Origin of the sequence: Thiomicrospira sp. S5 (assembly GCF_003991075.1) — a bacterium.
GTDB lineage: Bacteria > Pseudomonadota > Gammaproteobacteria > Thiomicrospirales > Thiomicrospiraceae > Hydrogenovibrio > Hydrogenovibrio thermophilus.
Map to the genome: position 1 here is coordinate 646,098 of NZ_CP014470.1, position 23,097 is coordinate 669,194.

A 23,097-nucleotide genomic window follows, 5' to 3' on the forward strand; every position below is an offset into this window, starting at 1 on the left:
GCATTAACCTAATTGCAAGGAGTCAGATATGACGATGAAACAACCTGGATTAATCGAATCCGCAACTTTTAGCCGTGACGTGATTCATGAAATTCAACGTGCGGCGGAAACGGGCATCTACGACATTCGCGGTTTCGGTGCGAAGCGTAAAGTACCGCATTTCGATGATTTATTGTTCTTGGGCGCCAGTATGTCGCGTTATCCGTTGGAAGGCTACCGTGAGAAATGCGGTACCGACGTGACCTTGGGCACGCGTTTCGCCAAGAACCCGATTAAGTTGGATATTCCGGTGACCATTGCCGGGATGAGTTTCGGTGCCTTGTCCGCCAATGCCAAAGAAGCTCTGGGACGCGGTGCCAACATGGTGGGCACCAGTACCACGACCGGTGACGGCGGGATGACGCCGGAAGAGCGTAAAACGTCCAAAACGCTAGTTTATCAATACTTGCCGTCTCGTTACGGGATGAACCCGGATGATTTGCGTAAGGCCGACGCCATTGAGGTGGTATTGGGGCAGGGCGCCAAGCCGGGCGGCGGTGGGATGCTGTTGGGGCAAAAAATTACCGACCGTGTCGCGCAGATGCGTAACCTGCCGAAAGGCATCGACCAACGCAGTGCCTGTCGTCACCCGGACTGGACCGGACCGGACGATTTGGCCATCAAGATTCAGGAATTGCGTGAAATCACCGATTGGCAAGTACCGATTTACATCAAAGTGGGTGCAACGCGTACTTACTACGACGTGAAGTTGGCGGTGAAAGCCGGTGCGGACGTCATCGTTGTCGATGGTATGCAAGGCGGTACGGCGGCGACGCAAGACGTCTTTATCGAGCACGTCGGGATTCCGACCATGGCGGCGATTCCACAGGCGGTTCGTGCCTTGCAGGAAATGGACATGCACCGTAAGGTTCAGTTGATTGTTTCCGGCGGGATTCGCAGTGGCGCCGATGTGGCGAAAGCCATGGCGTTGGGCGCGGACGCTGTCGCCATCGGAACGGCTGCATTGGTGGCGTTGGGCTGTAACCACCCGAAATGGGATGCCGAGTACCAAAAAATCGGTTCAGCGGCCGGTTTCTACGACGATTACCACGAAGGTAAATGCCCAGCGGGGATTTCCACGCAAGACACCGAATTGGCGGCGCGTCTGAATCCGGAAGAAGCTGGTAAGCGTTTGGCCAACTATCTGCAAGTGCTGACGATGGAAGCGCAAACGCTGGCGCGCGCCTGTGGTAAGTCCCACTTGCACAACCTGGAACCGGAAGATCTGGTGGCTTTGAATGTGGAAGCGGCGGCCATGGCCGGTGTGCCTTTGGCAGGAACAGGCTGGATTCCGGGTAAATCAAACTATTAAAGGTTGAGCCATGAGCGCAAAGATTATTGACGGTAAGGCTGTCTCAAAAGCGGTTCGCGACAAAATCAAAGATCAGGTCGATATGCGTTTGTCGCAGGGCTTGAGAGCGCCAGGCCTGGCCGTTATTCTGATTGGTGACGATCCGGCGTCGTCGGTTTACGTGAACAACAAGAAACGGGCGTGTGAGGAAGTGGGCTTCGTGTCCAAGTCCTGGCATTGGCCGTCTTCGACCACGCAAACCGAGCTATTGGATTTGATTCGCCAATTGAACGACGACAGTTCGATTGACGGGATTCTGGTTCAGTTGCCGTTACCGGAACACATCGATGCCGAAACCGTGATTGAAAACATCCATCCCGATAAGGATGTGGATGGTTTCCACCCGTATAACATCGGCCGTTTGACGGTGCGGATGCCGACCTTGCGTCCCTGTACGCCATACGGTTGCATGACGCTGTTGAACCATTACGGTTTGTCCGCCAAAGGCAAGCATGCGGTGATTGTCGGGGCTTCCAATATCGTGGGCCGCCCGATGTCGCTGGAGCTGTTGTTGGCCGGTGCGACAACCACGGTTTGCCACCGCTTCACGGCGGACTTGAAAACCCACGTCGCCATGGCCGACATCCTGGTGGTGGCGGTCGGTAAGCCGGGCTTTATTCCGGCGGATTGGTTGAAACCGGGCTGCATCGTTATCGATGTGGGCATCAACCGTTTGGAAGACGGCTCCCTGACTGGCGATGTCGATAAGGCGGCAATGGACGTGGCGGCGCATGTCACGCCAGTACCGGGTGGTGTGGGGCCGATGACCATTGCGACCCTGCTGGAAAACACCTTGATCGCTTGCGAGCGACATCAACTGTCTTAAAAATGATGGTTTCTTCATAAGCTTGTATTTTTCGTTTCGTTTGCCGTGTTAGCCATTTCATGAGTGTGGCGCACGGCTTTTTTGTTTTAGGCGGTTAGGATTTTTGATTAATATGTGTCTGATAAACAGGCAATGACTTGATAGGAGATGGGGCATGAATGTGGTGGTGTTAAAGCACGCGCCGTTTGAACGGCTCGGGCAAATCGAGGTATGGTTGCAGGCGAAATCGGCCTCGGTCGAAACCGTGGTTTTGTATGAACCCAACGTGCGTTATCCTGATTTGGCATCCACGGACCTGGTGATTGCATTAGGCGGTCCGATGAGCGTGAATGACGAGGTCAATTACCCTTGGTTGGTGGCGGAGAAGCAGTATATTCGCGATGTGATTGAAGCCGATATTCCGTTATTGGGCATTTGCCTGGGCGGGCAATTGATTGCCACGGCACTGGGCGCGAAAGTCACCGATAGCCCGGAAGTGGAAATCGGTTGGCATACCGTCTCGAATGTGAGCGACAATGCGACGGTTTTCCGCTTTCCGGACGCGCTGGAGATTTTCAACTGGCACGGTGAAACCTTTGCGTTGCCGGAAGGTGCCAAGCGTCTGATTGAAAGTAAAGTTTGTCCGAATCAAGGGTTCCAGCTTGGTGAACGCATCATCGGTTTGCAATGCCATCCGGAAGTGACGCCGATGATTATTCAAGAGTGGGTTGATGAAATCGGTGAGCAGATGACGGAAGGGGATTATGTTCAGCAACCCGACGTGATGTTGGCCGAACCGGAAGTTAAAATGCTGACGGTGCGGCCGGTATTGTTCGATTTGCTCGATTATCTGGTTCGGGACGCTTGAGGCGTTCTGTCGGAACTTCTTTAAATTTGTGATACATGGCGCTCGAGATTCCTCGGGCGTTTCTTGTTACTCGGCCGGGTGAATCTTCAAAACGCCGAGATTCGTCATTTGCCAGCCGGCTTTCTCATAAAACGCAATGGCGTTGGTGTTGTCTTTGTCATACACCAGTTGTGCTCTCGTGCAGCCCTGCTGTTCACACCAGTCCAGTATCGCGTTCAATAACAGTTTGCCGATCCCTTTGCCTTGATGGGTCGGGTGGACGATCAGATCTTCGATCCAGGCGGATTTGGCGCCTTCCGAAGTGGAATACACCCATTGTGCACTGCAGATGCCGATGACGTGGTTATTCGATTCGGCCACCAGATAACAGCAATCCTTGTTCTCGATGATGAAACCGATTCCTTTGACTTGCTTGTCGATATCGAAATCGAAATCGGCTTCCAGCGCGAATAAGGATTTGAGTAGGACGACCATTTCGGGAATGTCCTGAAAAGAGGCTTGTCTGATCTGCGTTGACATCTATTGTAGTTACCTTTTAAAAACACTTAATAAAAAATCCCGTTTTTATTAAGGGCTTTCAAAAATGAAAAAACCGCCGTATGAGAACGGCGGTTTTTCGTTTCTTTACATCTAAGTCGGACTTAGTTTTTCTGGTTGAATTCTGGGTAAGCTTCCATACCACATTCTTCAACGTCCAAGCCTTCTTGTTCTTGTTCTTCAGTTGGGCGTAGGCCAACCGCTTTCTTGATGATGTAAAGAACAATGAACGAAGCGATGAACATCCAAGCGAATGTTGCAACCGTACCGATCAACTGACCCATGAAAGTCGCGTCGGAGTTGCTGAACAATACCGCGAAGATACCCCAGATACCGGCGGTACCGTGAACGGAGATCGCACCGACTGGATCGTCAAGCTTCATTTTGTCCATACCGATGATGGAAAGTACCACGATGATACCACCGACCATACCGATGATCAGAGCTAGACCAGGTGTTGGCGCTAGCGGTTCAGCCGTGATGGATACCAGACCGGCCAAGGCACCGTTGATCGCCATGGTCAAGTCGGTCTTACCGAACATGAAGCGTCCCAACAATGCAGCGGCAATCATACCACCGGCAGCAGCCGCATTCGTGTTTACGAAGATCGCAGCAACGGCGTTCGCTTCGTCAACATTGGAGATCATCAGCTCAGAACCACCGTTGAACCCGAACCAGCCCATCCAAAGAATGAACATACCTAGGGTTGCCATCGGAAGGTTCGCACCTGGAATCGCACGGACTTCACCGTTAGGACCGTATTTACCAAGACGTGGTCCGACCAGGATTACAGCAGCCAAAGCGGCAGCGGCACCAGCCATGTGAACAACAACGGAACCAGCGAAGTCTTGGAAGCCTAGCTGATCCAACCAGCCGCCGCCCCATTTCCAGTAACCTTCCATAGGGTAGATGAACGCTGTCATGACAACTGCGAACACCAAGAAAGGCCAAAGCTTCATACGCTCAGCAATCGCACCGGAAACAATCGACATCGTCGCAGCCGCGAAAACCGCTTGGAAGATGAAGTCAGACATACCTGAGTAGTAAGGTGCACCGTCTCCGCCAGCGACTACGGCGTCAACCGCATTGTCCGCGCCCAACAGGAACGAGATGTTAGGTAGGTAAGCGCTGATTGGGTCGCCAGGGTACATGAAGTTATACCCGACAATCAGGTACATAGTACAGGCAACACTGTAAAGCAGTGCGTTTTTGGTTAAGATTTCAACCGTGTTCTTGCTGCGAACCAGACCGGCTTCCAGCATGGCAAACCCGGCGGCCATCCACATGACGAGCACGGCGCTCATCAAAAAGTAAAACGTATCCAGTGCATAGGATAGTTGTAAAAAATTTCCTTCCATAAAATTACTCCATGTTCACTTCTTTTATAAAGCGTCATCTCCCGTTTCAGCGGTACGAACTCTGATGACTTCTTCGATTGGCATGACAAAAATTTTGCCATCTCCCACTTTCCCGGTTCTGGCTGTTTCGGATATGCAAGCCACGACACTGTCGAGCGCATCGTCCGAAATCGCCAATTCAATCATAATCTTGGGTACATAAGAGATTTCGTATTCTGCACCGCGATAGATTTCCTTTTGTCCTTTTTGACGACCATAACCCTTCACTTCCGTTGTGGTCAGTCCGTAGCTTCCTAAATCGGAAAGCGCGTCACGGACATCATTCAACTTGTAAGGATTAATGATCGCTTTCACTAACTTCATATGCGACCTCCCCTGAACGAGAAACTAAAAAGAACCAAATTACCTTTGATAGCAAAGGTAATTTGGTTAAGTTTTTTTAGGTATGGAACAAATACCTGCGAGGAAGAAAGGAAGTTTAGTACCAAGAATTAAATTGTATTTAATTTCAAGGTATTAGTTTTAATCTGAAAGGAATTTGAGATGAAATCGGAAAGTTGTTGCACCGGGTTGGAAACGGAGTTTTTTATTCTGGTGCACTCTGGTTGTAGTAGATGATGTTGAGAAATTTAATCGGCACTTGCAGTAATTCTTCCGGTCCGTGGGAGATTTGTGCGTTGTAGGTCAAGGAGTCGCCCGGCTTCATGTGATAGGTCTGTTTGCCGTGACGATAGATCATTTCACCTTCCAACAGATACATGAACACCGAACCTTCGTGCGCAAAGGTCGGGAAGATCTCGCTTTTGTTATCCAAGGAAATTAAGAAAGGCTCGAAGGTTTTGTGAGGGCCCGAGTCGTAAGCCAGCAGGTGATAAGTGTGCCCGACTTTGGTGCCGCGACGAACCACCTCAAGCGCTTCTTCCGCTTTCACCAGTTGAGCGCCTCCTTCCTCCGAATCGAATTCCTTGAAGAACGCCGAAATCGGCACGCCGAGCGCGCGTGAGATTTTCAACAACGAGTCCAGACTTGGGGACACCTGTCCGTTTTCAATCTTGCTCAACATCCCACGGCTGACGCCGGACTGCTCGGAAATTTCCGCGATGGTCAGGCCTTGTTTTTTACGAACGTTATTGATGATTTTGCCGATGTAGAGGTCAAGGGATTGATTGTCTTTTGCGCTCATTGAATCTGTCTTTTCTTGGAGGTAATGGCGATATTATACCCAATCTGGCACGCTAGAAAACTAAGTAATTTTTTATAGCACGGCTAGGGGAGAGTATGGCCGAATGCGTTATTGATGGATAAGAAAGGCTGTGTAATGGCGCGCCCGAAGGGATTCGAACCCCAGACCTTTGCCTCCGGAGGGCAACGCTCTATCCAGCTGAGCTACGGGCGCGTTTGGGAAGTGTTTTTGAAACGCGCTCATTATAAGGGTTTCGTCAGCGTATTAACAGCAGAATCCATCGAAAAGCGCAGAACCGCTGTTAAGTGTGTTGTCGTGAAGGCTGGCGAAAACCCAATAGGTTTCATTTGGTTGTCAATTTCGGTGGCTATTCTGAAATCATGTTGGGTTGAGTGCGAGGCGGCTATGACGCATTTTGAAATGAAACCGGGGGAAGACGTTTCCCTGGAAAGTTTATTCGTTCGGTTGAAAGCTTTGAGGGCGCGTATCCTTGGCGAGACGCAAACCGAGCTGCAATCAATCGATGTGCAAACAAACGACGACGGGCGGTTGTTCAGTTTGCACAATTTGCTCAATTATCAGGTCATGCGCCGGGAAAATCTTCATGCGTTGCAATCGGGGTTGGCGGCGGCCGGGTTGTCGTCCTTGGGGCGAGTGGAGCCGCATGTGCTGTCCAATATCGATGCGGTGCTGAATGTCCTATCGCTTGCGGTGGACGGCGTGGCTTATGTCCCCGAAAAGGCCGAATGGTGCCTGGGATATGAAGCCGGTTATCATGCGTTGCAAAAGCGGGCAGGTCGTTTGTTCGGTGCTCGGCCAGAAAACCGGAGCGAATACATTTTGGTGACTTTGCCTTCCGAAGCGGCCGATCACCCGGCCTTGGTGGAATCGCTCTTGGCGGCGGGCATGAATTGCGCCCGTATTAATTGTGCACATGATAATGACCAGGCCTGGTCAAAAATGGTTCGTCATATTCGTGGTCAGGCCAAGGCGTTGGGTGTGACCTGTCCGATTTTGATGGACTTGGCGGGGCACAAAATCCGCACCGGGGACATTCAGGTCGGCCAGGCGGCATCGCAAAAAACACGTGAAAAATTCGCAAGCGGGCAAAAGGGCCAAAAAGGTGTTTACCCGAAAGTTCACCGACATGACAAAGTATTATTGTGCCGTGATCAAGCGCGTTTTTCCGAGATGGAAGCGGTTTTTGGCCTGTCGGTGCATGCCATGGTAACGGTCACTTGCCCGGATGTGATTGCGATGGTGTCCATCGGTGACAGCGTCTGGTTTGATGATGGCAAAATGGGCGGTGAGGTGATGGATAAACGGGATGAGGCCCTGTTGATCGATATAACTCAGGTGGGGCCGGGCGGCGTCCGTTTGAAACCGGAAAAGGGCCTCAACTTTCCGAATACGGATTTGGCGTTACCGACGCTCAGCGACAAAGATGAGCATGATCTCGATTTCGTTTGTCAGCATGCGGATATGGTCGGTCTGTCGTTTACCGAATGCGCGGAGGATGTTTTACGGTTACACAACCGGATGTGTGAAAAAGGTGTGGAACCTTTGCCGATTCTGGCGAAAATCGAAACGGCGAAAGCCGTGCGTCAGCTCCCGACGATTTTGGCCGTCAGCTTGGCGCGGAATATCGAACTGGGCGTGATGTTGGCGCGGGGGGATTTGGCAGTGGAGCTAGGCAGTGTTCGCATGGCCGGGGTGCAAGACCAGATTTTAAGGGTGTGTGAGGCGGCCCATATTCCCGTTGTCTGGGCCACACAAGTGATGGAATCCTTTGTCAAAGACGGGCGTATTTCGCGCCCGGAAATCACTGATGCCGCTATGTCGCAACGTGCTGAATGCGTGATGTTGAATAAAGGTCCGTACATTACCGAGGCGGTACGGTTATTGAGTGACGTTTTGCAAAAAATGGAATCTCAGCAGTTCAAAAGTCATACCCATATGGATGTCTTGCAGCTATGAACTGCGTTCGGTGATTCAGGTACTTGGCGATAAGGCTTGGGGCTGACAGGTTCAAGAAGCTGGTCAAGGGAGTAAAATTAGTTTATTTTATTCTTGTACTTTAGTCTTTTATTGGACGCGGGAGCCGAAAAACAGGACAATTTCCTTTATTTTTTAAAGCCTATTCTATGCCGAACTTTTTTCGCCTGATCAACCAGCATTTGTATTGGCTGATGCTATTGGGAACTTTGTTGCTTTCCCCGGTAGTCTATATGCTCTACGCATGGCAGGTCGACGAGGCGCGCAATCAGGAATTCCAATTCTATCAATCGTCCCTGATTGAAAAAGTCGATGTCTTGATCAAAGAAAAGCAAAACACTACCCAGGCGTTGGCCGTGGCGATGACCTCGCCGCCGAATTTCAAAAATGCTTTGCTCAACGGTGACCCGGATTTACAGAAAAAACTGGCTCATTACACCCATCAGTTAAAGACCCTGACCAAATACAAAGGGGTGTGGATTCAGTTGGTGGACAAAAACGGTGTGAGTTTGGCGCGGAGTTGGACCACTAAAAAAGGCGACAACCTGACTCCGGTGCGAAAAGATATCGCTTCCATGATTGAAAACCCGCGCCGGATCAATAACTTCAGTGTCGGAAAGTTTGCTTTGACGTTTAAATCCATGGTGCCGATTTTCGATGATAACGACCGGTTTTTGGGGATGGTGGATGTGATTTCGCAAATCGACTCCATCGACCAGGCCTTGTCGGAAATGAGTCATGTCCATTCGGTGGTGCTGGTGGATAAACGCTATCGTAAGCAATTGACCAACGCCTTCACGGGCAAATTCATCGATGATTATTATGTGGCGAATATCGATGCCACCGAACCGGATGTCGCGTTGATTGAACGTTACGGGGTCGAGCGTGCGTTTAAGCACTCCGGTTATATGGTGTTTGACGGTTATCTGGTGGTGACTCGTCATATTTCCGATCTCAGCGGTCAACCGATGGCGACCTGGGTCACCTTGAAGCCGTTGGACAGCTTTGAATTCATCCACGTGTACGATACCCAGAAGCAGTTCATCGTTATGACGCTGTTCATCGTACTGTTGCTGATTTTCCTGCTGGCGATGATGTATTTCAAGCGTCAGGCCGAGCTGGAAAAACGCTTTTTCTTCGAGGTGTTCGATACGTCGACGGAAATCGTGTATGTCTCGAACCATCGCCGCATTCTGTTCGCCAATCGTCGGTTTTTCGAATTCTTCGATACCTTTCAGAACGTCGAGGAATTTCATCAGTCGTATCATTGCATCTGCGAGCTGTTCGTGCCGGAAGAGGGCTATTTGCGGCGCTATATGGACGGCACCTACTGGTTTGATTATGTGGTGGAAAACAAGGATAAATCGCACTACGCCAAGATTCGATGGCACGACCGGGATTACATTTTTTTGGTCAAAGCCACCGATATTTCGTCGCACTTCGGAACCGATTACGTCAGTGTGCTGATGACCGACATCACCGAAGAAGAACATTATAAGAGCCGCTTGGAACACTTGATTGTGCACGACGAATTGACCGGTGTGCACAATCGGCATTATTTCAATCAATACCTTCAGAAGGTCATGGCGGAACGTCCGAACCCTTTCTGTATGGTCTTCCTGGATGTCGACCACTTCAAACAGGTGAACGATGCCCACGGTCACGATATGGGCGATAAGGTGCTGGTGGAAGTGGCGCAAACCCTGAAAAGTCTGTTGCGTGCCCGAGACGAAGTCTGCCGGGTCGGTGGTGAAGAATTCGCCGTCATGCTGCCGGACACTCAGTTGGAAAGCGCCTTGATTCTGGCGGAACGCTATCGTGAAGCCGTGGCGGATTTGGCGGTCGATAAAGGGCAGCTTTCGGTCACCATCAGTCTCGGGGTGGTGCAGCTTCAGGCCAATGACAGCCTGCAAAGCTTCTATAAACGCGCCGACCGAGCGCTGTACCTGGCCAAGCAGCAAGGCCGTAACCGGGTGGAAATCGACCGTACCCTGTAACCTCCCTTTCGTCCGAAAACCACCAGGCCTGGTGGTTTTTTCGCTGGATTCCGCTTCCGGTCTTTATCGGTTTTTTATCGCGTTTTTTGGTATGATTTGCGGCAGATTCGAATTTAATTGTATGGAGTGTCGCCGTGAGCGTTTTACCAAATCATTTGAAGTATGCGGAGTCGCATGAATGGGTGTATATCAATGAATCCGGTGAAGCCGTTGTCGGTATCACCGATTTCGCTCAGGAGTCGTTGGGCGATTTGATGGCGGCGCACCTGCCGGAAGTCGGTACCGACATTTCCCAGGGCGAAGAAATCATGTCGTTGGAATCGGTGAAGGCCGCTTCCGATATCTTTGCGCCTTTGAGCGGTGAAATCGTCGAGGTGAATACCGAATTGGAAGACGAGCCGGAACTGGTCAACGACGAACCTTACGATGGCGGCTGGCTGTTCAAAATCGCCCCGCACGATGCGTCCGAATTGGACAACCTTCTATCGGACCAAGACTATCAAGCGATGATCGACCAGTAAGTCGACGTTCGTCGCATTATTTCAAAAGGGCATAAAGCCTCGCGGCCGTTGCGCTGCGGGCTCGATGCCCTTTTTGTTTAGGGCACCACATTCACTTAAGGAAACACTATGACCGAAGCGGTTTTAAGACTGAAAAAGAACGAAGAAAAACGTCTCAAACAAGGCCATCTGTGGATTTTCAGTAACGAGGTCGACACGCAGGTCTCACCGTTGAAAAACTTCGAACCCGGGCAGGTGGTGACGGTGGAAGCCGCCAACGGAAAAGCCATCGGTGTGGCCTACATCAATCCGAATACCTTGATTTGCGGGCGTCTGTTGAGCCGTAACCCGAAAGTATCGTTCAATCAGGCGTTTTTGAAAAAACGCATTCAAGCCGCGCAAGCTCTGCGTGAACTGAATTACGATGCGCCTTATTATCGTTTGGTCTTTGGTGAATCCGACGGTTTGCCGGGCTTGGTCATCGACCGTTTCGGCGACGTTTTCGTGGCGCAAATCACCACGGCGGGTATGGAAGCCATGAAAGACGAACTGGTGCAAACCATCGAGAACCTGTATCACCCACAGGCGTTGGTGTTGCGTAATGATACCGGCAGTCGTGGACTGGAAGGTCTGCCGCTGTACACGGAAGTGGCCATCGGAACCTTACCGGAATCCATTCAGATGCAAGAAAACGGCGCCCGTTTTGTGATTCCCGCCGAAGACGGTCAGAAGACCGGATGGTTTTACGACCACCGTTCGGCGCGTTCACGCTTGCAGTCATTGGTGAAAGGCAAGACGGTGCTGGACGTGTTCAGTTATTTGGGCGGCTGGGGCGTGGAAGCGGCCGTGGCGGGTGCTTCGGAAGTTACCTGTGTGGATGCTTCGGCCTTTGCACTGGACGGTTTGGAACAAAACGCCGTGCTGAACGAGGTGATTGATCGTGTCATCACCGTCGAAGGCAATGCGTTTGATGTGTTGAAAGCCTTGTTGGCCGAAGCGCATAAATACGACGTGGTCATCGTCGATCCTCCGGCGTTCGTCAAACGCAAGAAAGATTTCAAGGCCGGTTCGGAAGGCTATCGCCGCATCAATGAATTGGCCATGCGTTTATTGAACACCGATGGGATTCTGGTGTCGGCTTCCTGTTCGCATCATATGAGCCGAGACGCTTTGCTGAATCAAATTCAGCAGGCCAGCCGTCATGTCGACCGTCAAATCCAGTTGTTCGACCAATGTCATCAGGCGCCGGATCATCCGGTGCATCCGGCGATTCCGGAAACCGAATACCTCAAGTCCTTCTTCTTTAAAGTCGGCAAAAGCTGGTAAGACGGAGTCCTATGATGAAACCCGCCTTGTCCATTCAACAGAAACAGTTAGCCAAACACTGTTATTGGGATGTCGATGCCCAAGTGCTTTGGGTGGATGGGCGTCAGTGGATGCCGAAAATGGGGGTTTTAGGCATTCCCGGCTGGGACAATATGATGGTCGGTTCCGAACCGGTGCCGGACTATCCTGACGACTTGGCCGTCTTGAGTTGGCCGGATTACGGTCAACTCGGTGCCTGGCGAAAACAGATTCCGAATTGGGTCAAAGACAGTTGTGCCTTGTTCCCGACCCATCAATTGGCGCTGTTGCATTATGTGGGGCGCTATCCGCAATTGCTGGAGCTATTGGACCATTCCCCGATGCTGGCGTGGCGACTGGTTGCCTCCGGGTTGCCGGAGGCGGAAATCGTTGCATTGTTGAATGATAAACGTACTCAGATGGTGGCGGAAATCGGCTGGCCGGGCAAGCAGGAAACCGTGCAGTTTCTACGCAAGTTGCGCTTACGGTATGTGACCGAAGAAATTTCCGATTTTGTGGAAGTCTGCGTGATGGATGAAGACCGTTTGGAGGGCTTGCAAACCTTGCCAAGGGTGAATTCCATGGCCTTGTCCTTGGCAGCGCGCTTTCCGCAACTGATTGGTTCCCGCTTGCATCGTTCCCTGGCGCAATTGCCGTGTCGGCCGATGCAATGCCAAAGCCTGATTGCCCAGTTGGAGGATGTTTATCGCGCGGCCGAATGGTTACACGTATCGGCGTCCGAATTGGATGCCATCGGTGCTTGTCGTTATCTGGTGGATGTGGAGAAAATCTACCAGGCCTGGTGGTTTTCCGAATCCGCATCGCACGCGTTGCCGCCGGAGGACTTGTGCAGTCATCCGGTGCGTTTGACGCAAAAAGCCGAATGGGAGGCCTTGAGCCATTTGCAGAAACATTACTGGTTGACTGATTGGCCGGATTACGAAGCCGGTAAAGCCGCGTTATGGGTATGGCAGTTGCATGGCGAGTTGGTGGGCATCTTGTTGCACCTGTCCGAAACGGCGTCGAAGGGAGACGCGCCGGGAGAAATGCTCAAGCTGGCGCGGGTGCGTCAGGGAGAAAACCAACTGCCGACGCCCGAGCAACTCAGTGCCATTCATCTTTGGTTGGCCGGGCGTTATGAAACCCCGGCAAACTAGCCCGGAAATTTCTTATCTTTTAGACGGTCGGTAATAATTTTTCCGATCCCATCAAGTCGTCGTAGGTTTCGCGCGGACGGATTTCATAAGCCTGGTCGCCGTCCACCAACACTTCGGCCGCGCGCGGGCGAGTATTGTAGTTCGAACTCATCGTGAAACCGTAGGCGCCGGATGACATGACCGCCAAAATGTCTCCGGCTTTCAAGTTCAAGCGGCGGTCTTTGCCTAAAAAGTCGCCGGTTTCGCATACCGGCCCCACGATATCCCATTCGGCCTCGTCACCGTCTTTGCGTTGTGTAACCGGCTGAATGGTCTGGTAGGACTGATACAGTGCCGGGCGAATCAGGTCATTCATGGCGGCATCGATAATGGCGAAATTCTTGTGCTCGGTCGGTTTAAGGTATTCGACTTCCGTCAGCAGAACGCCGGCGTTTCCGGCAATAGCCCGGCCCGGCTCGATAATGACTTCAATCGACGGGTCATTCAATTTGGTGAGAATCGCCTGGATGTAATCGCGCACCGCCGGCGGCTGCTCGTCGGTGTATTGGATGCCCAAGCCGCCGCCCAAGTCCAGATGGTGCAGGTGAATGCCTTGTGCTTCCAAAGCGGCTTTCAGCTTCAAAACTCGTTCCAGCGCATCGACAAACGGGGTGATTTCAGTCAGTTGCGAACCGATGTGGCAGTCGATGCCGATGATATCGATATGAGACAGTTTTTGGGCATCGGCATAGAGTTGCGGGGCGGTGTTGATGTCCACTCCGAACTTGTTATCTTTCAAGCCGGTCGAAATATACGGGTGGGTTTTGGCGTCGACATCCGGGTTGACGCGAATTGAAATCGGCGCAACGATGTCGAGGCGCTGCGCGACCGATTGGATGCGGTCCAACTCGGCGTGGGATTCGATATTGAAGCAGCGGATGCCGACGGTCAAGGCGCGTTCGATTTCAGCCGGTTTTTTCGCCACACCGGAAAACACCACTTTGGCCGGATCGCCGCCGGCTTTCAAGACGCGTTCCAACTCGCCTTGCGAGACGATGTCGAAGCCGGAACCCAGGCGTGCCAGAAGGTTCAAAATCGCCAGATTGGAGTTGGTCTTGACCGCGTAGCAGACCAGATGCGGTTGGTCGCCGAAAGCGGTGTCGAACGCTTGCCAGCGTTCTTCAAAGGCTTCACGCGAGTAAACGTACAGCGGGGTCCCGTATTGCTGAGCCAGACTCTCCAGCGGGCAGCCTTCGGCATAAAGGGTGTCGTTCTGATAATGGAAAGGTTGTGGGATTTGGCTCATGGTGTTTCCTGTTTGGGTTCGGTCGATTGTTCGGTCAGTTCTGTATCCGGCGCTACGGCTGCCGCGTTGTCGGTGGCCGTCTCGGTTGTGGGCGATTCCTCGGTCACTTCCTGCGGTTTTTCAGGCAGGTATAAAGGCCCTTTTTTTCCGCAGCCGGAGAGGCTGATGCTGCCAATGGCAAGCAAAAGAACGCCGAATAACGCTTTGATGGCCGTTGCCCGGCGCGTCATGTGTTGAGAACCTGCATTTTGGAAGCGAAACATGGTCGGCCATCCCCGGTGTGATTAAAGGCGCTATTTTAGCCTATCCGTACCGCAAATGAAAAACATTGCATCTTGCGCCGGAAAGTTGGCGGAGCAGGCGCGGGTTTGGGTAAAATATCGACAATCAACGGACGTGAACAGGGAATGAGGAACTCGAATGCCGGAAGGAAACCCGCCCATTATCATTGAACCCCGCCAAGGAACCGCCTCCGCCTGCGTGATTTGGCTGCATGGTCTGGGAGCCGACGGTCATGACTTTGAAGGGTTGTTGCCGCACCTGGGGTTACCGGAAAACCACGGCATTCGTTTTGTGTTTCCGAATGCTCCGGTGCAGCCGGTCACCGTGAACTTGGGGGAACCCATGACGGCCTGGTATGACATTAAGACCATTCATCTAACGGAACAGGTTGATTGGCCGGGTATTGAGCAAAGTCTGGCCCAAGTACACGATTGGATTCGGGCGGAACAGGCGAAAGGGATTCCAAGCGAGCGCATTCTGCTGGCTGGGTTTTCGCAAGGCGGGGTGATTGTCCTGCAAGCCGGGTTGCGTTATGAAGCGCCGCTGGCCGGTATCATGGGGTTGTCGACTTATTTTCCGCATCAGGATGCGCTGGCGGATGCTTATGTCCAGCCGGATGCCTGCCCGATTTTTCTGGGGCATGGGACGGCCGATCCGATTTGCCCTTTCACCGTGGCCGAGTCGTCACGCGACGCCTTGCAAACGCTCGGGCGGGCGGTGGAGTGGCACGTCTATCCGGGGATGCCGCATCAGGTGTGTGCCGAAGAAGTCCGTGATATTGCCCATTTCATTCAACGCCATTTGCTGATATAAAAATACAGTGGTCGAAAAATGACCAGGCCTGGCTAGAATCACGATTAAGCAAGCATAATAAAGGACGGCCCAAGAGTGGCGAATGTAAGACGTTTTTTTCGATACGATGTGGAGATTCCGCTGTATTTTGAAACAGTGGATGTGCAGGGCCGTCATTTGCGCGTGAATCGCGATAAGCTGATTAAACGTCAGGAAGCGTTTCATCTTGAAGAACTGGATCATGACATTCGGGAGTTGTTGAGCGAGGCTTTTTCGCCGACATCCGATGCGTTACGAATTTTCCACATGCTGAATCACCGCATCGATTACATGGCCTGGTTGCTGGACGACATCATCGAAGGGCACGATCCGCGTTTACGCCACGACTATAAGTTCCGGTTACGCGAAGACCGCAAAATCACTCCGCCGGAAGTCAGTAACGTTTCCAAGGTCGGCCCGTTGATCGAGGGCTTTTATCTACAGGTCAGCGATCACCTTCATGAGTTGATTGAGTCGGTGCAGAACAGCATCGACGGTAAAATTTTCCTGTTTCCGCGTAAAATCAAACCGAACTTCGACGAGACCGATTACGTATCCAATTTAGGTGAATTAAGCGAACGCGGCATTTTGCCCGCCAAAGCACTGGAATTATTGATTCAAAAACTCAATTTTTACGAAACCGTTTTCGCCCGCTTGAAAGAGGCTTACCATTCGATTTCCGATCCGGGCTCCTGGCCGGTGATGTCGGTCAATATCAGTGCGGGCGGTTTCAGTTTAAATACCAACGAGACTTTCGAAAAGTTCGCGCACATGAATATTTTCATGCAATTGGACGATAATATTTTGGTGTGCCGCGGCAAAATCGTATTGAATAAGGCGCTGAAAAACAGCGAGTTTGCCTATAAGATCGGAGTGGAGTTCGAGTTTCTCAGCCGTGAGCACGCCGAAATCATCACACTGTTCGAGCAGCACCGTGAACTGCAGGATGCCATGTCTTTGGCGTCAAAGAACGGCTTGGCACTGTTCTGACATTTTCTCTTGATTGTTGGAGCCACTGATTGAATCAGAGGTTGCTAGAGCAGGCCTTTGGCTTTGGCGTGTTTGACGAACTCCATACGAACTTCCTGCACTTGTTTCAGCCAGTCGGCGAAAAAATGATAATCCTTTTCCACCAGTTGGTAAATTTCCGATAAAGGCGCGCCGGGATGGTGTAACGCAAACGCGGTGATTTCCAACAGTTTGTTGATGTGTTTGGGGCTCATTTGGGTGGTGACGTCGAAATAACTTACTTTGGTGAGGATGACGGCGTCCAAAATTTCAAACCACTGTATCGGTTTCAGGTCGAAGCGATCCTGCACTTCCGGGTAAACGCCGTTCTGGCGCATGTCCAGCAATTGACTCAGACGATAGAAATGCAGGAGGTCGGCGGCCGCGTCTCGGTAAGAGGCGGGGAGGGCGTCCAAAAATCCGGCTTCGACTGTGTGATTGCGACCTGGCATAGTGTAATCAAATTCCTCTAAGCGAAGTTAAAGTGCATGCATTCTTCGATTTCGAAGCGCTGAATTTCATTTTGCAGGAAATCCTGACTCTTGCCATCCGGAAATTCAAAGTTGATGGCGACCCGTTCCTTGTAAGCATCGTCGATGGTACGGATATCGACAATATTGCCGCTGAACTGCAAGGTTTTGTCGTGGGACGGGAAATAGAAAAACACATCGACCTTTTCGAAAGGCCGAAAACGCTTATTCAGTAAAACCGCCAGGCCTGAGGCGCTGACGTTGGCTTGTTGCAGTCGCCATTCTTGCGGGTATTGCCGCATCACATTGTCGTCGTTGATCTGGCGATAGGCTTCCAGATAGGTATCCATCAGGGAGCACAGCGAATAAATGGATTGCACCAGCGGAATTTTGGCGAATTTCTCGTTTTTGAACAGCTCGATGGTTTCGTCGATTTTAAAGGCGTAGGGCAGTTGGATGTTCGCTTCGAACTGGCTGGCCGTGGAGTGGGTGATGCTGTGGATCATCGACTCCAGAAACGTCATGTATTTCTCTTCAATCATCTTGAAATAACGGTAGGTCTTTGGTGACGACTGGTGAAGCGCCTCGACCTTTTGGAAGCCTTGTTTCTTCTGATTGATCTGCACCCAGTACTTTGGGTCCAGACGGGGGTTGATGCCTTGGGAAAGTGACTTGGCGCACTCGCCGAAAAACTCCACAAAGTCGATGACCTCGTTGAACAATTCGGTGACCAGGACTTTTTGGTCTTGGATGCGGCCCAGCCAATACAAGGTGTCGCTTTTTTGTTCGGCAATCAGCTTTTGGACAATCGGCGGAAAATAATCGACGCCGGTGGCATAAATTTCCCGATCCTTAATCGGAGACGACGGGGTGATGAAAAGCCGAACCGGCATGTCGATTCGGAAAAACCGTCTGGAATTGCCTTTTTGAAACCATCTATTCATGGGAGCGGTGCTACTTCGTTTCGTTGTAGGATTAGGGCACCTCGATTAACCCCCAATGAATTCTGGCAACGCCAAGTTTGTCAGATCAAGGCGTGAACGTGAAGGAATGTCTAGACCTTGCAAACGTTCACAACGTAGAACTGGCGAACTTGGCTAAGCCCCTTCGGGCGGGGCTTAAAGACCACTTCTTCGTTGTTACGACTCTTGGCCATAGAATGACTAAGACCGGCGAGTCGCGCCTAGAATAAGTGACCTTTAAGTCCCGCAGAATTTTATTCGGGGTTAATCGAGGTGCCCATTATAGTTGTCCAACCTACATGCAAAGTCAATGCCAATTCCCGGAATGGGGTAAAAAATTTTTAATGGGCGGCGGGTTGGATTTCCAATGGAATCGTCAGGGATTTGTGGCGTTTGTCGGTCCAGAAGTAGTGTTTGTCGGCGTCATTGTGTCCGCAGCCGGATTGGCATTGTCCGCTGGCGCAACTGGCTTGGGCGAAAGACTCCTTGATGTGGCCTTGGTCGATGAGGGGGCGAATCAAGCCTTCCAGCGTATCGGGGGAGATGTCAAAATGGTTCAGAATGTTTTCTTCTGTGACATTTTGGTGTGTTCGGATGTAACGTTTCAGCTCCAATAGAATCATTGGACCCCACCTTGGTTAAAATTGGGTATTAATCGAATGATACGACTTTTGGCCGATGCGTTTCAAGAGGGCGTATAGTAATAGATAACCGGCGGCGAAAATCCCCAGCCAAACACTGCTGGTAACCGGGTGCGCATTGAACGTCATGATTTGATAGAAGCTTACGGCCACGCTGTAACCGAGGAAGAGGCTCCAAACGCCGCTGTAACTTGCCCAGCGCCAGCCCAGTTCTTTTTTGATGGCGGCGAAGGTCGCCACGCACGGGAAGTACAGCAGGACCAACAGCAAATAGGCATAAGCGGCGACTTCACCGTTGAAGTGTTTGACCATCTTATCCAATGTCGTGGCGGCGATGTCCAGTTCTTCGGCCGCTTTTTCGGAATCGGAGGTGCTGGTGAGGGCTTCCAAACCAAGTGGATCGGTCAGGTCGGTGATGAATTTTTGCAGGTTTTCCGGAATCGTCTGGAAAGCGGCGGCGATTTCACCCCAGAAATCGTATTCGTCGGTGGTTTCCGCTTGCGGCACTTCGTCCATGGATTGATACAACGCATCCAGCGCGCCGACCACGACTTCTTTGGCGAGAATCCCGGTCAACAAGCCGACGGTCGCCGGCCAGTTGTCCTCATTCACGCCCAGCGGTTCGACGATAGGGGTCGCGGTTTTGGCAATGCTGCTCAAGACCGAATCCGACTGGTTTTCATGCCCGAACGAGCCGTCCGTGCCCAGGCTGTTGAAGACATTAATCAGTAAAACGATGACAACGATGATTTTACCCGCGCCGAAAATAAAGCCTTTCATTTTGTTGTAGGTGTTCAGCCCGATGTTCATCAGTGACGGACGGTGGTAAGTCGGCAGTTCCATCAGCAGCGGAGCGGTTTCGCCTTGCAGCAAAGTGTGTTTCAGCAAAAGCGCGGTGACGACCGCGGCTAAGATTCCGATCAGGTACAGCGAGAACACGAGCAGTGTGGCGTTATCGGCGAAGAAGGCGGTGGCAAACAGCACATAAACCGTCAAACGGGCGCTGCAAGACATAAACGGCGTCATCATAACGGTCATGATGCGAACCCGTTCGTCCGGCAAGGTGCGGCTGGCGAGCACGGCCGGAATGTTACAGCCAAAACCGACCACCAGCGGAATGAACGCTTGGCCGGACAGGCCGAGTCGGCGCATGAAGCGGTCCATGATAAAAGCGGCGCGTTGCATGTAACCGGTTTCTTCGAGTATCGATAAGAGCAGGAATAGGCCGCCGATGACCGGGATGAACGTCGCTACGACTTGCAAGCCGCCGCCAACACCCTGGGTCAGTAATACTGTCAGCCATTCGGGGCTGTGCAGAGCGTTCATCACCTGAGCCGGGCCATCTACGAATAAGGCTTGAGCGCCGATGTCGAAAAAGTCGATGAAGACGTTACCGATGGTAATCGACAAGGCGAAAATCAAGTACATGATGCCGAGGAAAATCGGCATGCCCAGCCAGGGGTGTAGCGCCCAATGGTCGATAATCGAGGTGGTGTCGCGGGTGAATTTGTCGGTATGGGTTTGACTGGTGTGCGCAGCCTCGTGGGCGAATTGAAAATATAAATCGGCCGCAATCAGAGCCAGTTCTTCATCGTAATGGTCTTCCAGGCGCTGTTTTTCGTCCGCGGCAAAGGTCCGTAACGAAAAGGGCGCTTTGTTCGGGTCAATCAAGTATTGCAACGCCAGCCAGCAGGACTCGGCACTGGGCTCGTCATACAAACGGTCGCGGATGCTGTGAACCGAGTGGTGCAGGGCATCCGGCAGGTCGAAATGCAGGGGTGTATGCTTTTCCGCCAGGCCTGGTAGATTTTCTTTTAATTCGTCGATGCCTTGATTGTAATAGGCGGAAATCGGTAGAACCGGGCAACCGAGTTTTTCGGACAAGGTGTCGATGTCAATCTCGAGGTGGGCCTTTTCCAAGCGGTCCATGCGGTTCAACGCCACCACTACCGGCAGCCCCATGTGCAGCAGTTGTGCGGTCAGGAACAGTTGGCGCTCCAGACAAGTGGCGTCGACCACATTGATGAGTAAATCCAGGTGTTCGTGTTGCAGGAAGTCGCGCGCGACCTGTTCGTCCAGCCCTGAATGGGAGGAGTTTTCCAGGCTGTAAATGCCCGGTAGGTCGGTCAGTTGATAAGCTTCATGGCCGACTTGAAAATGACCGACTTTTTTCTCGACGGTCACACCCGGCCAGTTGCCGGTGGTCTGGTTGGCCCCGGTCAAGCGGTTGAAAAGCGTGGTTTTCCCGGAATTCGGGCTGCCGATCAACGCGATATGATGCGGCGTTGCATTCGGAAGCGGTCGTTTCATGAAAGCAGTTGGACCTGGATATTCTTGGCGAGGCTGGCATCCAATGCAAAACGGCTACCGTCCACGGAAACAATGTAGCACTGATTGCGAATCATGCTGAGTTTCAGGTGGCTGTCGGTATGAAAGCCCAGGTTGACCAGGTGCAGTTTGCAGGCCAAATCGCCGGTCAACGCAAGGATGCGGCAGGTCTGATCCTGGCGGCAATCCGCGAGGCTGACGGTTTCCTGATTGAGCTTTGTAATTGGATTCATAAAATAAATGATAATTATTATTGATTTTGGATGTGAAATCTTAACAAAAATTTCATGTTTGTCAAATGACAAAAACTTTATTTACGCTGGATTTGATACAGGGCAATTTCACCCAGCCAGTTCGGCGCAAACTTCATTGCCAAAGACGGCTGGTGTTTGCTGTTGACCACGGTTCGGGCCACGACTTCGATGTCTTTTTCTTCGCAGAGGTCTTCGAAATCGTTGAAGGTGCAGAGATGGATATTGGGTGTGTTATACCAGGGGTTCGGCAAGCTGGCGTTCTGCGGCATACGTCCGCCGAAGAACAGTTGCGCGCGGTTGCGCCAATGCGCGAAGTTCGGGAAGGTGATGATGCTTTGTTTGCCGACGGTGAGCATTTCGTCCAGCAATAAGTCGGGGCGGCTGACCACTTGCAGTGCCTGGGTCATGATGACGAAATCGAATGAGTCTTCATCGAAATAATCGCAAATATCGTGGCTGTTCAGATTGCTTTGAATGACGTTGATGCCATTCTCAATCGCCTTGATGTTGTTTTGCGGGTCGATTTCCATGCCATAGCCGGTGATGTTATGGGTCTGTTTCAAATAGGCCAATAATTGACCTTCGCCACAGCCCAAGTCCAGCACGCGGCTGTTGGGTTCAATCCAGTCGGCGATCAATTTGAATTCGGGGGAGATGTGATTGAAAGTCATGCGCGCTCCTCCGTGCCGGACGTTTCCTGAATATCGGTCAGCACCCGCTTCATGTAGGTGCGGAAGACGCCTTCGTAATGGTCGTTCGGCAATAAAAAGGCGTCGTGACCGTGCTGCGAACTGACTTCGGCGTAACAGACGTCGGCATCGTTATCGAGCAACGCCTTGACGATTTCATGCGAACGTTCCGGCGAAAAACGCCAGTCGGTGGTGAAGGAGACCACCAGGAATTTCGCCGTGGCACCCGCTAGGGCTTCGGTGAGGTTGTCGTCGTATTCCGACGCCGGATCGAAGTAGTCCAGGGCTTTGGTCATCAGCAGGTAGGTGTTGGCGTCGAAGTTTTGTTTGGTGGCAAATTTTTCGCCTTGGTAACGCAAGTAACTTTCCACCTGGAATTCGACGTCGAAATTGTATTTGAGTTTGCCTTCGCGTAATTCTCGACCAAACTTCGAGCCCATCATGTCGTCCGACAAATAGGTAAGATGCCCCAACATGCGAGCCAGCGCCAAGCCACGTTTCGGGGTGGTGTTCATTTCAATGAAACGCCCGTTGTGGAAATCCGGGTCGGTCATAATGGCGCGGCGCGCCACTTCATTAAAGGCGATGTTTTGCGCGGAAAGTTTCGGGGCCGAAGCGATCACGACAGCGTGGCGGATTTTATCCGGATAGTCCATGGCCCACTGCATGACCTGCATGCCGCCCATCGAACCGCCGATGACCGCGGCCCAGCGATCAATGTTCAAATGCTCGCGTAGGGTGTTTTGACTGTGTACCCAGTCCTTACAGGTGACAATCGGAAAGTCCGGGCCGTAGACCTTACCGGTTTCCGGGTTGATGCTGGCCGGGCCGGTGGAACCGTGGCAACCGCCCAGATTGTTGGAGCACACCACGAAAAATTGATCGGTATCGATCGGTTTGCCGGGACCGATATAGCCGTCCCACCAGCCGCGGGCTTTTTCGCCTTCGTATTGACCGGCGACATGGTGGTTGCCGCTGAGGGCGTGACAGATGAGCACGGCATTGGAGGCATCGTCATTCAAGGTGCCATAGGTTTCGTACACCAGGTCGTATTCCGGCAATACGGAACCGCTGACCATTTCCAGAGGGGTCGAAACATGCATTGTTTGAGGCGCGACGAGGCCAATCGAATCTGTCATCTGTTGCGTTACAATCTTCGTTGAGTTAAGGGTTCATCCATGAACGTGCCATGAGACGGGGTGGCCGACGGTTT

At 51.9% G+C, this 23,097-nt stretch carries 23 protein-coding genes and 1 tRNA gene; 10 read left to right on the plus strand and 14 right to left on the minus strand.

Annotation, left to right across the window (positions count from 1 at the left end; genetic code table 11):
* Positions 1-28: 28 nt before the first annotated feature.
* The 3 genes from AYJ59_RS02900 (at position 29) to AYJ59_RS02910 (ending at position 3,063) form a co-directional block, all read left to right on the plus strand.
* Positions 29-1,351: an FMN-binding glutamate synthase family protein gene (locus AYJ59_RS02900; protein ID WP_029938805.1), complete on the plus strand. Its 1,323-nt coding sequence runs from the start codon at positions 29-31 to the stop codon at positions 1,349-1,351.
* A gap of 10 nt (positions 1,352-1,361) precedes the next feature.
* Positions 1,362-2,216 carry a bifunctional methylenetetrahydrofolate dehydrogenase/methenyltetrahydrofolate cyclohydrolase FolD gene (folD, locus tag AYJ59_RS02905; RefSeq protein WP_029938804.1) on the plus strand — a complete coding sequence of 285 codons (855 nt, stop codon included), beginning with the start codon at positions 1,362-1,364 and terminating at the stop codon, positions 2,214-2,216.
* A 154-nt stretch (positions 2,217-2,370) separates the two neighbouring features.
* The gene (locus AYJ59_RS02910) at positions 2,371-3,063 is read left to right on the plus strand and encodes a type 1 glutamine amidotransferase (protein ID WP_127119286.1); all 693 of its coding nucleotides are present in this window, start codon (positions 2,371-2,373) and stop codon (positions 3,061-3,063) included.
* Between the two features lie 66 nt (positions 3,064-3,129).
* On the opposite strand, the gene AYJ59_RS02915 is transcribed toward AYJ59_RS02910, so the two are convergent.
* The 5 genes from AYJ59_RS02915 to AYJ59_RS02935 all read right to left on the minus strand — a co-directional run bounded on the left by AYJ59_RS02915 (position 3,130) and on the right by AYJ59_RS02935 (position 6,354).
* Positions 3,130-3,582: a GNAT family N-acetyltransferase gene (locus AYJ59_RS02915; protein ID WP_029938802.1), complete on the minus strand. Its 453-nt coding sequence runs from the start codon at positions 3,580-3,582 to the stop codon at positions 3,130-3,132.
* Positions 3,583-3,704: 122 nt separating this feature from the next.
* Positions 3,705-4,958: an ammonium transporter gene (locus tag AYJ59_RS02920; protein ID WP_029938801.1), complete on the minus strand. Its 1,254-nt coding sequence runs from the start codon at positions 4,956-4,958 to the stop codon at positions 3,705-3,707.
* A 24-nt stretch (positions 4,959-4,982) separates the two neighbouring features.
* A complete protein-coding gene (locus AYJ59_RS02925) occupies positions 4,983-5,321 on the minus strand; it encodes a P-II family nitrogen regulator (RefSeq protein WP_029938800.1) in 339 nt (112 codons plus the stop codon).
* A 223-nt stretch (positions 5,322-5,544) separates the two neighbouring features.
* Positions 5,545-6,141, minus strand: coding sequence for a helix-turn-helix domain-containing protein (locus tag AYJ59_RS02930; RefSeq protein WP_029938799.1), 597 nt, complete (start codon positions 6,139-6,141; stop codon positions 5,545-5,547).
* 136 nt (positions 6,142-6,277) lie between these two features.
* Positions 6,278-6,354 (minus strand) — tRNA-Arg (locus AYJ59_RS02935).
* Between the two features lie 192 nt (positions 6,355-6,546).
* Between AYJ59_RS02935 and AYJ59_RS02940 the strand changes: the two genes are divergently transcribed.
* The 5 genes from AYJ59_RS02940 to AYJ59_RS02960 all read left to right on the plus strand — a co-directional run bounded on the left by AYJ59_RS02940 (position 6,547) and on the right by AYJ59_RS02960 (position 13,134).
* On the plus strand, positions 6,547-8,118 hold the full coding sequence (locus AYJ59_RS02940; RefSeq protein ID WP_127119287.1) for a pyruvate kinase: 1,572 nt from the start codon (positions 6,547-6,549) through the stop codon (positions 8,116-8,118).
* Between the two features lie 167 nt (positions 8,119-8,285).
* The gene (locus tag AYJ59_RS02945) at positions 8,286-10,133 is read left to right on the plus strand and encodes a sensor domain-containing diguanylate cyclase (RefSeq protein WP_127119288.1); all 1,848 of its coding nucleotides are present in this window, start codon (positions 8,286-8,288) and stop codon (positions 10,131-10,133) included.
* 134 nt (positions 10,134-10,267) lie between these two features.
* Complete coding sequence (gene gcvH, locus AYJ59_RS02950) at positions 10,268-10,654, plus strand: glycine cleavage system protein GcvH (RefSeq protein ID WP_127119289.1); 387 nt, start codon at positions 10,268-10,270, stop codon at positions 10,652-10,654.
* A 108-nt stretch (positions 10,655-10,762) separates the two neighbouring features.
* The gene (locus AYJ59_RS02955) at positions 10,763-11,959 is read left to right on the plus strand and encodes a class I SAM-dependent rRNA methyltransferase (protein WP_127119290.1); all 1,197 of its coding nucleotides are present in this window, start codon (positions 10,763-10,765) and stop codon (positions 11,957-11,959) included.
* 11 nt (positions 11,960-11,970) lie between these two features.
* On the plus strand, positions 11,971-13,134 hold the full coding sequence (locus AYJ59_RS02960; protein WP_237260368.1) for a hypothetical protein: 1,164 nt from the start codon (positions 11,971-11,973) through the stop codon (positions 13,132-13,134).
* Positions 13,135-13,153: 19 nt separating this feature from the next.
* On the opposite strand, the gene lysA is transcribed toward AYJ59_RS02960, so the two are convergent.
* Together lysA and lptM are read right to left on the minus strand one after the other, a co-directional pair.
* Positions 13,154-14,419, minus strand: coding sequence for a diaminopimelate decarboxylase (lysA, locus tag AYJ59_RS02965; RefSeq protein WP_127119291.1), 1,266 nt, complete (start codon positions 14,417-14,419; stop codon positions 13,154-13,156).
* On the minus strand, positions 14,416-14,682 hold the full coding sequence (gene lptM / locus AYJ59_RS02970) for an LPS translocon maturation chaperone LptM (RefSeq protein ID WP_127119292.1): 267 nt from the start codon (positions 14,680-14,682) through the stop codon (positions 14,416-14,418). The genes lysA and lptM overlap by 4 nt, the downstream gene beginning before the upstream one ends.
* Positions 14,683-14,839: 157 nt before the next feature.
* Between lptM and AYJ59_RS02975 the strand changes: the two genes are divergently transcribed.
* Entirely contained in the window at positions 14,840-15,514 is a 675-nt protein-coding gene (locus AYJ59_RS02975) for an alpha/beta hydrolase (RefSeq protein WP_127119293.1), read from the plus strand.
* A gap of 75 nt (positions 15,515-15,589) precedes the next feature.
* The gene (locus tag AYJ59_RS02980) at positions 15,590-16,522 is read left to right on the plus strand and encodes a PilZ domain-containing protein (protein ID WP_127119294.1); all 933 of its coding nucleotides are present in this window, start codon (positions 15,590-15,592) and stop codon (positions 16,520-16,522) included.
* Between the two features lie 44 nt (positions 16,523-16,566).
* Here the strand turns inward: AYJ59_RS02980 and AYJ59_RS02985 are convergent, their stop codons facing one another.
* From AYJ59_RS02985 to metX, 7 genes are all read right to left on the minus strand, one after another.
* Positions 16,567-16,992: a hypothetical protein gene (locus tag AYJ59_RS02985; RefSeq protein WP_029938790.1), complete on the minus strand. Its 426-nt coding sequence runs from the start codon at positions 16,990-16,992 to the stop codon at positions 16,567-16,569.
* A gap of 17 nt (positions 16,993-17,009) precedes the next feature.
* Positions 17,010-17,954, minus strand: a complete 945-nt coding sequence (locus AYJ59_RS02990) for a PilZ domain-containing protein (RefSeq protein ID WP_127119295.1) — start codon at positions 17,952-17,954, stop codon at positions 17,010-17,012.
* A gap of 359 nt (positions 17,955-18,313) precedes the next feature.
* On the minus strand, positions 18,314-18,595 hold the full coding sequence (locus tag AYJ59_RS02995; protein ID WP_127119296.1) for a FeoC-like transcriptional regulator: 282 nt from the start codon (positions 18,593-18,595) through the stop codon (positions 18,314-18,316).
* A 15-nt stretch (positions 18,596-18,610) separates the two neighbouring features.
* Positions 18,611-20,923, minus strand: coding sequence for a Fe(2+) transporter permease subunit FeoB (gene feoB / locus AYJ59_RS03000; RefSeq protein WP_127119297.1), 2,313 nt, complete (start codon positions 20,921-20,923; stop codon positions 18,611-18,613).
* Positions 20,920-21,174, minus strand: a complete 255-nt coding sequence (locus AYJ59_RS03005) for a FeoA family protein (RefSeq protein WP_029938786.1) — start codon at positions 21,172-21,174, stop codon at positions 20,920-20,922. The genes feoB and AYJ59_RS03005 overlap by 4 nt, the downstream gene beginning before the upstream one ends.
* A 77-nt stretch (positions 21,175-21,251) precedes the next feature.
* Positions 21,252-21,866, minus strand: a complete 615-nt coding sequence (metW, locus tag AYJ59_RS03010) for a methionine biosynthesis protein MetW (protein WP_127119298.1) — start codon at positions 21,864-21,866, stop codon at positions 21,252-21,254.
* Positions 21,863-23,023 (minus strand): homoserine O-succinyltransferase MetX, encoded by a 1,161-nt coding sequence (metX, locus tag AYJ59_RS03015; RefSeq protein WP_127119299.1) that lies wholly within the window; start codon positions 23,021-23,023, stop codon positions 21,863-21,865. Before metX ends, metW begins: the two co-directional genes overlap by 4 nt.
* Positions 23,024-23,097: the final 74 nt, after the last annotated feature.

What these genes read in the sequence shown, in the direction of transcription:
- AYJ59_RS02955 (WP_127119290.1), top strand. Translation starts at nt 10,763, where the DNA reads ATGACCGAAGCGGTTTTAAGACTGAAAAAGAACGAAGAAAAACGTCTC.
- lysA (WP_127119291.1), bottom strand. Translation starts at nt 14,419, where the DNA reads ATGAGCCAAATCCCACAACCTTTCCATTATCAGAACGACACCCTTTAT.
- AYJ59_RS02925 (WP_029938800.1), bottom strand. Translation starts at nt 5,321, where the DNA reads ATGAAGTTAGTGAAAGCGATCATTAATCCTTACAAGTTGAATGATGTC.
- feoB (WP_127119297.1), bottom strand. Translation starts at nt 20,923, where the DNA reads ATGAAACGACCGCTTCCGAATGCAACGCCGCATCATATCGCGTTGATC.
- lptM (WP_127119292.1), bottom strand. Translation starts at nt 14,682, where the DNA reads ATGTTTCGCTTCCAAAATGCAGGTTCTCAACACATGACGCGCCGGGCA.
- AYJ59_RS02940 (WP_127119287.1), top strand. Translation starts at nt 6,547, where the DNA reads ATGACGCATTTTGAAATGAAACCGGGGGAAGACGTTTCCCTGGAAAGT.
- folD (WP_029938804.1), top strand. Translation starts at nt 1,362, where the DNA reads ATGAGCGCAAAGATTATTGACGGTAAGGCTGTCTCAAAAGCGGTTCGC.
- AYJ59_RS02910 (WP_127119286.1), top strand. Translation starts at nt 2,371, where the DNA reads ATGAATGTGGTGGTGTTAAAGCACGCGCCGTTTGAACGGCTCGGGCAA.
- AYJ59_RS02915 (WP_029938802.1), bottom strand. Translation starts at nt 3,582, where the DNA reads ATGTCAACGCAGATCAGACAAGCCTCTTTTCAGGACATTCCCGAAATG.
- AYJ59_RS02945 (WP_127119288.1), top strand. Translation starts at nt 8,286, where the DNA reads ATGCCGAACTTTTTTCGCCTGATCAACCAGCATTTGTATTGGCTGATG.
- AYJ59_RS02960 (WP_237260368.1), top strand. Translation starts at nt 11,971, where the DNA reads ATGATGAAACCCGCCTTGTCCATTCAACAGAAACAGTTAGCCAAACAC.
- metX (WP_127119299.1), bottom strand. Translation starts at nt 23,023, where the DNA reads ATGACAGATTCGATTGGCCTCGTCGCGCCTCAAACAATGCATGTTTCG.
- AYJ59_RS03005 (WP_029938786.1), bottom strand. Translation starts at nt 21,174, where the DNA reads ATGAATCCAATTACAAAGCTCAATCAGGAAACCGTCAGCCTCGCGGAT.
- metW (WP_127119298.1), bottom strand. Translation starts at nt 21,866, where the DNA reads ATGACTTTCAATCACATCTCCCCCGAATTCAAATTGATCGCCGACTGG.
- AYJ59_RS02995 (WP_127119296.1), bottom strand. Translation starts at nt 18,595, where the DNA reads ATGATTCTATTGGAGCTGAAACGTTACATCCGAACACACCAAAATGTC.
- AYJ59_RS02975 (WP_127119293.1), top strand. Translation starts at nt 14,840, where the DNA reads ATGCCGGAAGGAAACCCGCCCATTATCATTGAACCCCGCCAAGGAACC.
- AYJ59_RS02920 (WP_029938801.1), bottom strand. Translation starts at nt 4,958, where the DNA reads ATGGAAGGAAATTTTTTACAACTATCCTATGCACTGGATACGTTTTAC.
- AYJ59_RS02930 (WP_029938799.1), bottom strand. Translation starts at nt 6,141, where the DNA reads ATGAGCGCAAAAGACAATCAATCCCTTGACCTCTACATCGGCAAAATC.
- AYJ59_RS02990 (WP_127119295.1), bottom strand. Translation starts at nt 17,954, where the DNA reads ATGAATAGATGGTTTCAAAAAGGCAATTCCAGACGGTTTTTCCGAATC.
- AYJ59_RS02900 (WP_029938805.1), top strand. Translation starts at nt 29, where the DNA reads ATGACGATGAAACAACCTGGATTAATCGAATCCGCAACTTTTAGCCGT.
- AYJ59_RS02985 (WP_029938790.1), bottom strand. Translation starts at nt 16,992, where the DNA reads ATGCCAGGTCGCAATCACACAGTCGAAGCCGGATTTTTGGACGCCCTC.